Here is a 15,123-nt window from a genome sequence, read left to right as displayed (position 1 = left end):
GCGGGACCGGGCTGGACCGGCGGTGATGGCGACTTCTCGTCAGGCGGCGATGAGACTTCTCATCGAGCGGTGATGAAACTTCTCATCAAGCGGCGATGACAACCTCTCACCAAGTGGTGATGACAACCTCTCATCAACCGTCCGCCCCGGGCTGCGGGGGCGGCGCGAGGCGGGCAAGCGCCTCGGTCCGCAGCTGCTCCGCCCAGCCGACGTTGTGGTACTCGCGGAGGAACGCGAGGAGGTTGTCCATGCGCCGGTCGAAGGGCCGGGACTTCCCCCAGAGGGACCCCAGCCCCCCTTGGGACTCCAAGGGCTTCAGGAGCTTGGACCAGGACTCGACGGCGTGCCCGATGTTCTCCTCGGTCAGCGTCTGCCGCTCCGTGATGACCGTGGCCAGCTCGGCGAGACCGGCGAAGTCCGGCTGGGCGGCCAGCTGCCTGCGGAACTCGTCCATCCGCCGCTTGTACGGGGCGATGAGGTCGTTCGTCAGGAGCTTGTACTGGTCCTTGCTCCAGACGGCCTTGTCGTCGAGCTGCATGAGCGCCCGGTCGACCCTCTGCCGGTACGTGGTCTCCAGCCCCTCGTAGACCGTCTTCGTGTAGGCCAGCTCCCCGCCGGGTTCCAGGCGGAGGTCACGGGTGAGGTCGTGCGTCCTGGAGAGCCCGAGCCACGCGCCCCTCTCGCTGTAGAGCATGTCGCTCTCCTGGCTGAGGATCTTCCACTGCCCGCTGCCCCTGTCGTGCCACAGCATGTTGGCGGCCTGGTACTGCCCTCGCTTCACCGGCGTCTCGTACTCCGCGTCGCCGAACCAGTCGACCACCTGCCGGTCCTGGTGCAGGCGGAAGCGCATGTCGGCCCCCATGCTGCTGCCGGGGGACTGGAAGTGCCAAGCGGTGAACCCGGTCTCGTCGACGTTGGTGACGGCCAGGGCGCAGCCGTTCATGGTGGGGGTCACCACGAACTCGGAGCCGGGGTGCTCTCCGGGCACCCTGGGAACGCGCACCGTCCCGATGTTCGAGACGGCGCTCCCGTTCGCGCTCACGTCCGGGAGCCCGTTCATGTACGGGAGGAACACGGGGGACAGGTAGTCGCCGTCCTGTGCCACCGGGGGACGGCGGTCCGCGTACTTGGCCAGGCCGGCGCGGTCCGCGTCCACCTGGATGTACTTCTCGACGGCCGGGGTGAGCATCACGGTGGTGTCCCGGGCCGGCAGGCCCTCGGCCTGGTGCATCACGAACCAGTGGCGGCCCTCCCAGGTGTTCAGCCTGTCCAGGAACCCCGCGATGTCGCCGCTGTTCAGCCAGGGCGACCTCGACGCGATGTTCATGTCGAAGCGCACGGAGACCACGTGCGATCTGAAGAAGGCCTCGGGCTCCGTGACGAAGGCCCGTGTGAGCCGTTCGTCCTGCGGCGCGAGGTTCGTCAGCGGCGTCGGGGACGGCTCGACGGCGTGCGGTGCCGGTGCCGGTGCCGGTGCGAGGGTGCCGTCCGGCACGATGCCTTCGGGCATGACGCCGTCGGGCACGATGTCGTCGGGCACCGGCTGCTCGGGTACGGCGCCGGAGGTCTCCGCCTCCGGCAGCCCGGTGCCGGAACCGCCCTCGCCGGGGTCGGTCCGCCGCATGCCGCCGGGCAGCCCCTTGCTCTCCTTCCCGCTGCGCGTGATGGTCTCCTCGATCTCCGCCCGCACCCCCTGCGGGTCGACGCCGAGAGCTCTCAGTTCCTCCCCCGCCTGGTGCAGCCGGTCCTCGGCGGCCGCGAGCCGGAGCTCGGGCCGCGAGGGTCCCGGCGGCAGGGACGACGGGCCCGCCCCGCCGGCGAACCGCTGGTTCCACTCGTTCAGTTCGAACTGGGCGCGGGCATGCTCGGCGTACGCCTCCGCGTACGCGTCCCGGGCCGCGGTGACCTGCAGACCGGCCTCGTCGGGGCCGGCCCCGGGCCCGGAGATGCGGAGCGTTCCGGCCTCGGGGGCGGGATCGTGCCCGGAGGCGGGGGCCTTGAGCCGGGCCTTGGCCTCGCGCTTCAGCTCACGGGCCCAGCGCGGTTCCTCGAAGCGCTCCAGGATGCCGTCGAGCCGGTCCCTCAGGGGGGCGTCCAGCGTGGTGCCGTCCAGGACCTGCCGGAGGGCGTCCGCGGTGTCGCGGCGCAGATTCCCGAGGTGCTCCGCGGCCTCCACGAGCGCGTCGAGGTCGCCGGCCGCCGCCAGCCGGGCCTCTTCGTCCAGCCGGGTGCCGAAGAGCTTGTCGAGGATGCTCCTCTGCAGCGCCCCCGCCAGTCCGGGGTCGCTGCGGGTGAGTCCCGCCAGCGCGGCGACGAGCTCGCCCTCGATCTCCAGGGCGTTCTCGACCCGCATGCCGTCGTAGATCCGCCGGAGGTACCCGGGCGCGCCGCCGCCGGCGAGGTCGAGCGGGAAGACCTTGGCGGACCGGCGCAGGGCGATGTCCTCGAGGCCGGACCGGCCGGGGGTCGCCCGGTACTCCTGGCTCACGACGTGCCACGTGCCGTCCTCCTTGCGCCAGAGGACGTTCGTGGCTCCCTTCCAGCGCCGGGAACCGTGCTCCGGCGTCAGGTACATCGCGTCACCGACCCAGTCGCGCACCGAACGCTCCGGCGTGACGGGGCCCTCGAAGTTGTCGCCGCCGCGCCCCAGGCGGAACCTCGTGGCGTACTCGTTGGCCGCCTCGCCGCCGGGGGACTGGTAGTGCCAGGCCCGGAAGGCGTCCTCGGTGACGTCGGTGACGGCGATCGCGCAGCCGTTCATCTCCGGGGTGAAGACGAACGCGGAGCCGGTTCCTTCCCGCGGGGTGCGGGGGATGACGGCCTGGCCGATGTCGCCGTCCTTCTTGGCGAGGCCCGTCTTGTACGGAATGTAGTGCGAGGCGAGGTAGTGGTCGTCGGTGAGCGGGCGGAGGAGGCCGGGGTGCGAGCGGAGGCCGTCGAACAGCTTCCTGGTCTCTTCGGGTACGAGGGCGGTGCCGCCGGGGAAGAGTTCGCCGCTGTCGAAGGCCTGCACGTACCGTTCCACCGCGGGGGTGAGCACCATGGCGCGTTCGCTGAACGGGAGGCTGTTGTCCCGGTGCAGGACGAACCAGTGCCGGTCCCAGTCACCCATCCGGTCCACGAAGGCATTGCTCTGCGCGAGGCTCAGCCCCGGCATCCGCTCCCGGATGCCCCGGGAGAGCTCGGTGGACACGGGGTGCTCGTTGAGGAACCGCACGGGGTCGCCGGCGAACGCCTGGGACCGGACGCCTTCCAGAGCGCCGAACAGGTTGTCGACCTGCCCCACGGCCGGCACGGGCTGCGGGGCGGGTGCGGCGACCGGCTCCGGCGCGTGGACGGGACCGGGGACGGCCTCGTCGAGCACGCCGGGCACGGCCTCGTCCGGCACAGGCTCGTCCAGCGCGCCGGAGTCCGTCGCGCCGGAGTCCGTCGCGTCGCCGGCGACGTGCGCCGGTTCCGCCTGCGGCGCGTCGGCGTGCGGCGCGTCGGTGTGCCGCGCTCCGGCATGCGGAAGCGTCCCGCGTCGTGAACCGCCGAGCGCGGTCCCGTCGCCGGTCCGGATCCTCGCCACGGCCTCGTCGATCCGGTCGCTCGTCGCCCCCGGATCGATGCCGAGCTCGCGGAGCCGGTCCTCCGCGTGGGCCAGTTCGCTCTCGGCCGCGTCCCGCTGCGACTGCAGGAGCTGCTGACTCCTCGTGGGCCCGGTTGACGGGCCGGTGTGCAGCTCCCGCTCGACGCCCTCCTGCAGCCGGCCCAGATCGGTCCGGGCGAACTCGTACGCGTCCCACGCGGTGAGCCGCATCTCGGCCTCGGGGCCGGTCGCGCCGCCGGTGATGATCTCCTGCCGGACCCTGATCCGTTCCTGCATGACCCGCGCCGCCTCCTGGGCGTCGGCGCGCCCGCCGGACGACAGGAGGGGCCGGGGCTCCTGGACGTCGGCGCGGCCCTTGCCCTTGCCGCCGGGCGCGGGCACGGCCGGTGCGGCCGAGTCGTCCGCGAGGTGGGTGGCCGGAGGAGTGGCGGAGCTGGTCTCCGCAGGGTGGACGGTCGCAGGGACGGTGCTGGTGTCCGCGGGATGGACGGCCGCAGGGACGGGACCGGTCCCTCCGTGCTCGGCGACCGTCGCGCCGCCGGTGTGCACCGGCGGCTGAGCCTCGGTGACGACGTGGTTCCCGGCCTTGATGCGGGCCTCGGCCTCGCCGGCCGCCGTCAGCCACCCGGAGTTCTCGAACTCCCCGACGCTCCATTCGATCTTGCCCTTGAGGGATTCGGGCACGGCGAGTCCGTCGAGGGCGCGCCGGACGCCCTTCGCGGTCGTCTGACGCTGCCCCTTGAGCGTCGTCACCGTCGTGGCGAGCTCCTCGAAGTTCGTGACCTTCGCGAGCTGCGCGTCCTCCCCGAGGAGCGTGCGGGTGATCGGTTCGAGGACGACTTCCTGGAGCTCGTTCAGCGCGCGGGGCCCGAGGCCGCGCGTCTGCAGGAGTTCCAGCAGCTTCCTCTGGAGCGCGGTGTCGGCCGCCTCGCGCATGCCGTCGTAGATCTTCTTCGTGTACGCGAGTTCGCTGCCCGGAGTGAGGCGCAGCGGCCGGGCGAAGGGCTCGCGGGGCAGCGTGAAGGCGCCGAGCTCCAGGTCGAGCGGTGCCCGGTACTCATGGCTCAGGATGTGCCAGGAGCCGTCCTCCTTGCGCCAGAGGATGTTCGTCGCCCCGTTGCGGTAGCCGTCCGGCATCGGGCCGAGGTAGCTCGCGTCGCCGAACCAGTCGGTGGGGGACCGCTCCGCCCGGAAGGCGGCGGCGAACTGACGCTGTGACATTCCGTTGGGGGACTGGTAGTGCCAGGCCCGGAAGGTGTCGTCGGTGACGTCGGTCACGGCGAGGGCGCAGCCCGTCATCTCCGGGGTGAACACGAACTCCGCGCCGACGTGGCTGCCCGGGTTCCGGCGGATGACGGCGTTCCCGATCGTGCTCGCGCCCTTGGCGACGCCGGGCTGGTACGGGATGTAGCCCGAGGCGAGGTAGTGGTCCGCCGCCATGGGCCGGGGGAGCGCGGGGTGAGCGGTGAGCTCCTCGAACAGGTCCATGACCTTCTCGGTCACGTGCGGGGTGTGGAACAGCCGGCCCTCGGCGAACGCCTGTGCGTAGCGCTCCACCGCAGGCGTGAGCAGCAGGGTGCCCTCATGGGCACCGGCGTCGCCGGCCCGTACGAGGACGAACCAGTGCTGCGTGGCCTGGTCCATCGTCTGGAGGAACCGGTTGGCGAGTTCCTGCGTGAGGCCGGGCATCCGCTGCGTCATGCCGACTTCGAAGGCCCCGTAGAGGGGCTGCCTGCCCAGGAACGCCAGCGGATCGCCGGTGAATTCCGCGGTGAGGCGGCCCTCGGCCTGCGCGAACGGGTTGTCGACGTGGCCCACGGCGACCTCGTGGCGGACCGGCGGCACCGGGGTGATGTCCGGGGCCGCCCCGCCGTGAAGCGGTCCGGCGTCCGGGACGGTGAGGTCGTCCAGCGGCCCTTCCGCCAGGTCGCCGGACGCGTGCTCCACCGAGGGCGCCGGGATGGTGTCCGCCCCTGCCGCCTCGTCGTCGAGCACCCGGGAGAGGTCGGGCCGCTCCGCGCCGCCGGGCACGCCGCCGTGGTCGAGGACCGTGCGGACGTTCAGCGTCCGCACCTCGTTCAGCATCGCGTCGGGGTCGATGCCGATCTCGCGGAGGGCCTTGCGAGCGTCCTTGACCTCCGCCAGGGCGGCGTCCAGCCGGGTCTCCGCCGCGGACCGCACCCCGGTGGGCCTGCTGGAAGGCCCGGCGCCGGGGGTCTTCGGGGCTCCGGCGCCCGCGTCGCGCTGCGCGGCGCGCAGCTCGGCGAGGGACTGCTCGTACGCCACGTAGCGCTGCATGCGCAGCTCGGCCGTCGCCCCGTCCGCGGCACCGCCCGTGATGACGTGTCCGATGGAGAGCCGGAGCTGGTTCCTGACGGTGGCCGCCGCGTGTCCCTCGACGTGCGCCGGCACGGGGGCGGGCGGGCCGAGGGGCGAGGTGTGTGCGGACGGGGACGGGGACGGCTGACGGAGGTCCCCGGGGCTCGTCGGCGTGTCCGTGCGGCCTCGGGTCACGGCGCTCTCGCCTGCGGCAACCGGGTTCACGGGCTGAGGCGCGGGCGGCAGGGGGGCGGGCTGCGGGAGCCTGAGCTCCCCGGCGGCGTCGGCGGAGCGGCCGGGCCGGGCCACCAGGTCGAGGGCCTGAGTGTCCACGCGGGACGGGGAGACCCCGGCCGCGTCCAGGGCGGAGCGGGAGGAGACGCCGCCGGCGGGCGCGCCGGCCGACGCGCTCAGGCCCGCGCCGCGGGGGCGGGCGTCGTCGCCCTTGAGGAGGGCGAGGGCCTGCTCGCGGCTGTTCGCCGCGGACACGGGGGCCGGCACGCCGGCGTCCTTCACCGGGTGCGGGACCTGCGGCGCCGTGTCCTTGAGCGAGGAGGCGGAAGGGGCGTGGGCGCCGCCGTGCGCCGTGGGAGCCGCCGTCGAGCCGTGCGGCGGGGAGACGACGTGCGTGGTCACGGGCGGGACGGGCTGCGCGGTCAGCGCGCCCGGCACTCCCCCGTGCGGCACGGCCGTGTGCGAGGCCGCGCTCGCCACGGCGCCCTCCGGGACCGCGGCCGTGCCGGGGAGGCCGCCGGAGTGCGGCGCCACCGCGTTCGGCGCCGCGTGCGGGACGCCGCCGTGGGAGCCGGCGGCGAGCGACGTCAGGGTCTGGGCGTTGACCGTCACGTCGGTCTCCCGGCCGATGCGCAGGGAGATGCCGTCCGCGGTGATGCCGCGCACGGTCACGTCGCCCTGCTGCAGGGCCATGAGTTCGGGGAGCTTCAGGTCGGCGAAGTCCTCGGCGTGGCCGATGGCGCCCCGCGCCAGGACATTGCCGTCGTCCAGGGGGCCCAGGCTCTGCGCGAGTCCTCCGGGCGCCTCCACGCCGTGCCCGGTCACCGGCACGTCCGTCAGGAGGGAGAGCCCGGAGGGGTGGCGGGCCCCTTGCACGACGCCGAGGGCGGTGTCGGCCGGGAGCAGCAGGTTGCTGTCGAGCCGGACCTGGCCCAGGGAGGCGTCGAGGTGGGTCAGGGAGGTGACGGCGGAGTCGCCGGCGGCCGACGCCGGAACGGCCAGGCCGGCCTTGCCGAGCGTGAAGTTCCCCGGCATGGCCGGGGTGACGAGGCCGGAGACGGCGTGCAGGCCGGGAGCGGCGCCCGTGCCGGTGTGCGCGGCCGCGCCGGGGTGCGACATCAGCACGTCGCCCAGCTTGGCGAAGCCCAGCTGCGTGAAGTCGAGCGCGGGGGTCCGGGTCAGCGAGAGGTGGAACAGGTCGGTGGACACCGACCCGAAGCCGGGGCCGAAGCGGAGGCCGCCGAACGGGGCGGCACCGAGGTGCTCACCCGCCCGGCCGGCGGACCAGGCGCCCCGTCCCTCCCCGGCCGCCGCCGGAGCCCCCGCCTTCATGAGGTATTCGAGATCGCCCGCCCTCGCCATCATCTGACGGAGCGAGTACTGCGGGATGCCGAGCACCCGGTCGGCGAAGGCCAGGGCCGCCGCGCCCCGGAAGCCGACGACGCCGATCTCGGCGAAGTTGAGCGGCACCAGGGCCGCCACCACGAACCGGCCGAGCCGCTGCAGGGTGACCGCGCCGTAGGCGCCGGCCTTGGCCCACGCGCCCGTCACACCCCCGGTGATCTTCGCCCAGTCTTCGAGGCCGGCGCGGCCGAGGCCCTTCACGCCGCTCCAGAGCATGGGCAGGAAGCCGCGCAGCCCGCCCCCGAGCTTGGAGGCGAGGAGGAGCGGCGCCACCACCAGGCGGCTCGTGCCCGTCATGAGGGCGACGCGCCCCACCTGGGTCAGGAAGCCCTTGCCGCTCGCGATGACGCCCTTGCCGATGGCCTTGAGGGTGCCGCCGATGCCCTTGGTGGACGGGAAGAGCATGCCGAGGAAGGCCAGCCCCAGCTGGAGGCCCGTGGCCTTGCCCTGGCTGAAGTCGACGGCGACCTTCACGAACTGCACGGCGTTCATCGCCCACGCGATGATGCCGAGGAGGCCGCCGGTGAAGATGGCGAGGACCGAGAAGATGATCGTGAAGATCTCGAAGACCTTCCAGAACGTCTCGCAGGCGCTCGTCGGCTGCTGCATCCGCTCGCCGGCCTCGTGCAGCTGGTGAGTGAGCTGGGTGACGGCGGTGGCCAGAGTGCCGCGGGCGGCCGAGACGCGCTCGGTGAGCGTCTGCCGTTGCGGGTCGTCCTGGGCCAGCCCCTGGGCGGCGGTCAGGGCCTGGCCGGCCGCCGTCTGGGCGTCGCCGACCGCGGTCGCGTAGGTCCGCAGCGCCGTCTCGGCCATCAGGAACGACTCGCGGACCGATCCGGCGAACTTGTTCAGGTGCTCGTCCACCTTGCCGCGCAGCGCGTCCGCCGTCTTGCCGATGAAGCGCTGCCCCTCGCCCGAGGTCTGCTGCAGGGCGTTCAGACCGTCGTGGATCGTCCCGGCGGTCTCGGCGAGCCGGTGCATCGCGTCGGCCAGGCGGTTGATGACGGCGGGGTCGCCGGGCGTCGGGTCCCCGCTCAGCCCTACGGCACTCCAGTCACCGGGACGCGTGGCCACCTCGTACTTCCCCCCTGCTGCGCACCGCGCCGCCCTCCCCGGGGCGGCGCACGATCAACCTGTCCGATGGAATCGGAGCCGCTTCGGTTCACTCTGTGCCGGAAGTCACCAAAGGGACGGAAGTCTTTCCTGTTCCGAGTGAACGGATCGTCCGGGAAGGACATCTGTCGGTGTGACAGGTCCGTGCGAACCCCGAGGAAGCGACCGTGCCCGACATAGCCGTGGACTACGAGCTGCTCTACGACGTGGCGAAGCAGGCCCGCTCGCTGAAGGACCAGGTCCACGAGGCGCGGACGAACACCCCCGACGCCTCGGTCGAGGACATCGGCTCGGCCGGGGCCAGGACCGCGGTGCGCCAGTACTACGTCCGGTGGACGGGGGCCTTCCGGGACTCCGAGGAGAAGCTGGACAAGCTCGGAGAGCTCTACGACAACGTGGCGAAGGGCTGGTTCGACTGGGACGCGCGGCACGCGAAGGCCGCGAACGAGCAGGGCGCCGCCATCGCCGCGGACCTGTGGAAGGGTCAGAAGGCCGCGTGGGACAGCTGGCAGAAGCTGGTGGCCGAGGGGAAGGCCGACCCGAAGGACCCGGACGCCCCGAAGGACCCGGGGGCGCAGCCGACCGCCTTCACCACGCGCGACGCCAACGGCAACACCACGACCACCACGTACGCGTACGACGGCGACAGGCTGAAGTCGGTCACCACGACCGTCACCTCCAAGAGCGGCCTGAGCAGCACGGAGACGACGACCTACCAGCCCGACGGCACCTACGAGTCGCGGTCCACCGACGGGACCGGCAACGTCACGGTCTCCAACGGCCGCTCCACCACGACGGACACGCCCGAGGGCCGCAAGTCCACGACCAACACCTTCACCAGCACCACCACGGACACGGACGGCAAGAAGACCACCACGAGCGGCGACACCACCTCGGTCTTCAACCCGCAGACGGGGGAGCGGACCTCCCGCACCTCGTACACGACGACCGGTCCCGACAAGAACGGCAAGGAACGGACCGTCAAGGGCACCATCGACACGACCGTCGACGACAAGGGCCACGAGACGACCACGACCGTCGAGGTCAAGAAGGACGGCAGCGGGACGAAGACCGTCGAGACCCCCGACGGCCGCTCGCAGAAGTGGGTCAGCAGCAGCGCGGACAAGGACACCGGCTGGCACCTCGAACCCTGACCCGGCCGGCCCCGGCCGGAGCAGCACCCCACCCGGACCGCCAGCGGTCCGGATCACCCGAAACCCGGATCACCCAGAAGGAGCCGGCATGGCCCAGGGCAACATCAACATCGACTACGTGGAGATCGACAAGGTCTCCAAGACGATGGACGACGCCGTCACGCACATCGTGCCGATGCTGCAGTCCACCAAGACCACCGTCGAGGGCCTGCTCGACAACGGCCTGTTCATGCAGCAGAGCAGCCCGGCGATGAAGATGTCCTACGAGAAGCTCACGCAGTCGCTGTCCGAGGCGATGAAGGGCATCACCTCCTTCGCCGAGCAGTTCCGGAAGATCAAGACGGCGGTGGCGCAGATGGACGCGGACATCGCCAAGAGCACCAACGGCGGCTGACCCGCCGCGGCAGCACACGACGGGGCGCCCCCGGCCCGCGGGCCGGGGGCGCCCCGTGCGCCGTCACCCCTCCTGCAGCACGGTCTCCGGCACGAGGAGGGACACCAGCGCCCCCGTCACCGGATCCACCGTCAGCCCGCGCCCCGGCACGGGCCGCGCGCGCAGCAGGTCGTACGGGAGCCGCACCCCGAGCATGTCCCCCTCGCCCGGGGACTGCGGGGCCAGCAGCAGCCCCTTGCGGACCCTGCGCGCCTGCCCCAGCCAGCCGAACCCGGCGGAGGTCAGCGTCTCCGGAGCGCCCGCGGCCGCAAGGCCCACGCCCCGGTCGCGGCCGGTGGCCGCGATCTCGCGCAGCACCTCGTCGGCGGCGGGCATCGAGGACAGCAGGTCCGCGTCGTCGACCAGCACCACGGCCGGGCCGGATCCCGCGTCGAGCGCGGCCCGCACGTCCTCGCCGGGCGGATCGGCCTGCTCCAGCACGGTCGCCAGCGGGTGCCGGGCCAGCGCGCGCAACGGCGATTCGCGCGGGGTGAGGGCGATCACCCGCGTGCCCCCGGCCAGCAGCGAGACCGCGAGCGACGCCAGCGTCGTGGAGCGCCCCGTTCCGGGCGGGCCGCTGATCAGGAACGACGGGGCGTCCGCCGCGAAGTCCACGCCGACCGGGGCCAGGTCGTCGCCGCTGATGCCCAGCAGCCCCCACAGCGGCCGCCGCTGCGCCTCGGGCACCTTGTCGTACGCCTCGGTGAAGGAGATCTTCGCGGGCAGGGTGAGCACCTTGGCGGGCCGCCGCCCGGCCGGGACGTCGCGGTCGCGCCGCTCCGCCCGCGCACCGATCTCCCGCAGCGCCTCCGCCTGCTCGCGGCCGCCGGCCGGCCCGGCGGCGCCCTCCGCGGACCGGCCCAGCAGGGCCACCTGGACCTCGGTGCCGCTGCCGCCGCGCCAGGCGCGGCCCGGCGGCACCAGCTCGGGCACCTGCTTGGCCGGTATGCCCGCGAGCGTGTACTCCGAACGGTCCGTCAGGCGCAGCAGCAGGCGGTCGTCGTTGAGCGCGGCGGCCTTGCCGGTCAGCAGGGCGCGCTCCGAGGTGGCGACGACGTGGATGCCCAGGGGCGCGCCCTCGCGGATGAGGGCGGTGAGCTCCTGGACCGGACGCCCGCCGTCGAGGTCGCCGAGGACGGCGACCAGCGAGTCCCAGCCGTCGACGAGGAGCACGATGTGCGCCGGGCGGTCCTCCGGCCGCAGCAGCGACCGCAGTTCGGCGAGCCCGCCCGCGCCGTGCGCGGTCAGCAACTCCTGCCGGCGGGCCGTCTCGGCCATCAGCCGGGCGAGCAGCCGCCCGAGGCGCTCCAGGTCGCCGCGCGGCACGACGGCCCCGCAGTGCGGCAGCGGGGTGAGCGCGGCGAGCGAGCCGCCGCCCGCGTCGATGCCGTACAGGTGCACGTCCGCCGTGGAGTGGCGGCGGGCGAGCGCCCCCGCGAGCGTGCGCAGCACCTGGGAGCGGCCCGAGCGCGGGGTCCCGATGACGTAGAGGTGGCCGAAGGTGCTGAGGTCCAGCTCCAGGGCCTCCTGCCGCTGGGCGCCCGGCAGGTCGGCGAGCGCCCACGCGACCGGCGCGAGGTACCCGTCGGGAAGGCCCGCCGGGCGGGGCCGCTCGGGCAGGTCGTCCAGGGTGAGCCGGTGCGGCAGCGGCGGCAGCCACGGGCTGGGCTGCTGCGGGATGCCGAGGGCGCCGGCGGCCTCCTGGACGGCTTCGACGAGCGCGGTGAGGTCGGTCGGCACCGAGGGGTCGTCCAGGGCGCCGGCGTCGTCGTCCGCGCCGTGGTCCGGGCCCGCCGCCGGTGCCGGACGCCCGAGCTGAGCCCACGTCACGTCCGTCGCCCGGATCCCGCCGGAGGGGGCGGAGTGCTCCGGCCGCACCGCGACCGGCCCGGCCTCCTCCGCCGTCCCGTCCCCGCGCGGCGTGCCCGCGTACGCGGTCTGGAACGGCAGGACGGACCGGTGCCCGATCCGGGCCAGCGCCCGGCCGGGCGTGCCCGCGGAGATGCCGACGGCGTCGTTGACCTCCAGGACGTCCTGGCTGTCCATGGCATCGGTGACGCGCAGGGATATCCGCAGGTTGGTGTTGGCCCGGATGTCGGCGGTGACCACTCCGGCGGGCCGCTGCGTCGCCAGCACCAGGTGGATGCCGAGGGACCGGCCCCGCTGGGCGATGGAGACCAGCCCGGGGACGAACTCCGGCACGTCCCGGGCGAGGGTGGCGAACTCGTCGATGACGAGGAGCAGCCGGGGCAGCGGCGCCAGCTCCGGGTTCCGCCGCCGCAGGGCCCGGTACTCGGGGTGGTCCTTGGCACCGACCCCGGCGAGGACGTGCTCGCGCCGGGTCAGTTCGGCGCCCAGCGAGGTGAGCGCGCGCTCGACGAGATGGCTGTCGAGGTCGGTGACCATGCCGAGGGTGTGCGGCAGGCGCACGCAGTCCTTGAAGGCGCTCCCGCCCTTGTAGTCGACCAGCACGAAGGTCATCTCGTCCGGCCGGTTGGCCGCGGCGAGAGTGGCCACCAGCGTCTGGAGCAGCTCGGACTTGCCCGCGCCCGTGGTCCCCGCGATCAGGGCGTGCGGGCCGTCCTTGACGAGGTCGAAGGAGACCGGCCCGGAGTAGCCCGCGCCGAGCAGCATGCCGGTGGCCGCGGGCCGCTGCTCCCACCTGCGCACGAGCTCGTCGCCGCGGGGCGGTTCGAGGCCCAGCAGCCGCAGCAGGCCGACCCGGGCGGGAAGACCGTCGGAGCCGTCCGGCGTGACGTCGCGCACGGGCGCCAGGGCACGGGCGATCCGCTCGCACCACGCCGCGTCCACCAGATCCGGCCGGGCCGTGGTGACGTCGGTCCGCCCCGTGCGGCGCAGGGTGAGCTCGCGGGCCCCCACGGAGCAGACCGACACGCACTCCTCCGGGAGCATCCGCTCCTCGCGGTCGACGCAGATCAGGAAGACCCGCACGGCGGGCCCCTCCTTGAGGACCTGGACCACGCCGGGGACGTCGCGCAGGTGCCGTGCGCCGTCGAGGACGACGAGCAGGTCGGGCTCGGCCGCCTGCGGCCCGCTCAGGCCGGACTCCCGGGCGCGGCTGCGGGAACGGACGGCCGAGACGAGCTCCGTGACCCGGGCGGCGACGGTCTCGGGGTCGTTGCCGAGGGTCACCGAGGGCCCGCCCGCGGCCGGGGCGGCCACGCCGCCCTGTCCCGGCCGGGCGTGCGGCAGCCAGCGCACCCACTCCCAGCCGGCCGCGCCCGCCGCGTCGGTGAGCACGGTGATCCGCACGTCGCGCGGGCTGTGCAGGATCGCCGCCTGGGCGACGGCCCAGCGGGCGAGAGCCGCGGTGGCCTCGCGCTCCCCGGCGATGCCGAGCACCCCGTCGCCCGTCAGGTCCACCCCGACCGGCATGTCGGGGATGTCCCAGTGGACGGAGCGGTGGTTGTCCTCGCGCGCGGCGTCGTCGACGGTGAGCAGGGACGGCTGCCGGACCGTGCCGACGCGCAGGTGGAGATGGTCGGAGTGGGAGCGCTGGCGCTCCCAGAGGCGAGCGCCCGGGCCCACGGCCCACAGGCCCGCGGTCGCGGGATCCGGAGCGGCCTCGGTCCGCAGCGCGCGCTCGCGGTCCACCTTGTCCCGCACGTCCTGCTCCAGCGACGCCCGGCGCGTCCGGTAGCCGGCGACGGCGGCCACGTAGTCGCGCAGGCCGTTCCGCTTCCCGCTCCAGTGGTTGGCGAGCGCCAGCACCGGACTGAAGAGCGCGAACACCAGGTAGTAGTACGACTTGAGGAAGACGACCATGCCGATGCCCATGACCAGCGGCGACAGCATCATCAGCAGCGGGATCGCCCGGTGCGCGGGCGGGGCCGGCGGAGCGGGCAGGACGAACCGCTCCGGCTGCAGCGGCGGCACGATCCGCGGCGGCCGGTTGAAGTCCAGGTGCGCGCCGTCCGCGGAGACCGCGAGGGCGGCGTCCGCCTCGGTCGGCTCCGCCACCCGCAGCAGGAACTCCCCGAGGACGAGCTCACCGCCCAGCGGCCACACGCACCAGCCCGGCGGAAGCGGCTCGGCGGTGTCGGCGTCCGGGTCCGGGAGGTCACCCGGCGGAGCCGGGGGCAGTGGGGCCGCGTCCGCGCGCGGCCGGGCGGGCGGCGGGACGGGCAGGGAGAGCGCGGCGTGCGCGCCCTGCTCCCCGGTGTGGAGCAGGACCGTGCCGTCGGGCCGTACGGTGACCCGCACCCCGGCGGGCGGCACGTCCCGCCCCTCCAGCCGGACGGAACTGCCCGCATGCGGGCCGACGGCGTGGGTGCCCGGCGCGAGCTGCCAGACGCGGCCGGCGCCCCGCCCGCCGACGAGCTGCAGCTCCACGCCCGCGGCCCGCGGCAGGCGCTCGCCGTCGGGCGTGCGGGACGGAGGCGGGAGTGCGCCGCGGGGCGCGCCGTAAGCGGTGTCCTCAGGTGCGGCCGGTCCGCCGAGCCCGAGGCGGACGCCGTCGCGGAGCCCGGCGGCGGAGAGCGTGGCGCCGGGCGGGAGCGGGACGTCGCCGAGGTGGAGGACGGGCGGCTCGGCGCCGTCGTCGCCCGTACCGGCGAGCTGAGCGGCGAGGGCGCCGACGGTGGCGGTGCCGGGGGCGTCCAGGACGAGGTCCCGGCCGGAGCCGGGCGCGGTGAGGCTGACGAAGAGTCTCATGGGCGTTCGGGGGTCCGATCCGGGTGCGTGCGGGAAGCGGCGGATACGCCGGGGGCGGGACGGGGACCGGTCCCGACCCCGGGCTCGGGTTCCGGCTCCAACAAGGAGCCGGGGGCGGGGGCGGTTCCGGGGACCGCCCCGCCCGGGGCCGGGGCCGGAGCCGGGGCCGGGGCCGCGGGGCCGGCGGCAGGGCCGGGGGC

The 15,123-nt window shown here is 74.3% G+C and carries 4 protein-coding genes; 2 read left to right on the top strand and 2 right to left on the bottom strand.

Annotated elements, in window-relative coordinates:
- Nucleotides 1-133 precede the first annotated feature (133 nt).
- Nucleotides 134-8,623: a hypothetical protein gene (locus B7P34_RS37570; RefSeq protein WP_106678583.1), complete on the bottom strand. Its 8,490-nt coding sequence runs from the start codon at nt 8,621-8,623 to the stop codon at nt 134-136.
- 206 nt (nt 8,624-8,829) lie between these two features.
- Here B7P34_RS37570 and B7P34_RS20765 point away from each other — a divergent pair, with 206 nt between their 5' ends.
- The gene (locus tag B7P34_RS20765) at nt 8,830-9,816 is read left to right on the top strand and encodes a WXG100 family type VII secretion target (protein WP_106678581.1); all 987 of its coding nucleotides are present in this window, start codon (nt 8,830-8,832) and stop codon (nt 9,814-9,816) included.
- A gap of 88 nt (nt 9,817-9,904) precedes the next feature.
- Nucleotides 9,905-10,210: a hypothetical protein gene (locus tag B7P34_RS20760; RefSeq protein ID WP_106678579.1), complete on the top strand. Its 306-nt coding sequence runs from the start codon at nt 9,905-9,907 to the stop codon at nt 10,208-10,210.
- Nucleotides 10,211-10,273: 63 nt separating this feature from the next.
- On the opposite strand, the gene B7P34_RS20755 is transcribed toward B7P34_RS20760, so the two are convergent.
- A complete protein-coding gene (locus tag B7P34_RS20755) occupies nt 10,274-14,923 on the bottom strand; it encodes an FtsK/SpoIIIE domain-containing protein (RefSeq protein ID WP_106678577.1) in 4,650 nt (1,549 codons plus the stop codon).
- Between the last annotated feature and the right edge of the window lie 200 nt (nt 14,924-15,123).

The sequence above is a fragment of the Streptosporangium nondiastaticum genome, from assembly GCF_003011965.1.
GTDB lineage: Bacteria > Actinomycetota > Actinomycetes > Streptomycetales > Streptomycetaceae > Streptomyces > Streptomyces nondiastaticus.
This window is presented reverse-complemented; position numbering and strand designations above follow the sequence as displayed.

Coding starts and splice junctions, on each gene's coding strand:
- B7P34_RS20755 (WP_106678577.1), bottom strand. CDS start 14,923: ATGAGACTCTTCGTCAGCCTCACCGCGCCCGGCTCCGGCCGGGACCTC.
- B7P34_RS20760 (WP_106678579.1), top strand. CDS start 9,905: ATGGCCCAGGGCAACATCAACATCGACTACGTGGAGATCGACAAGGTC.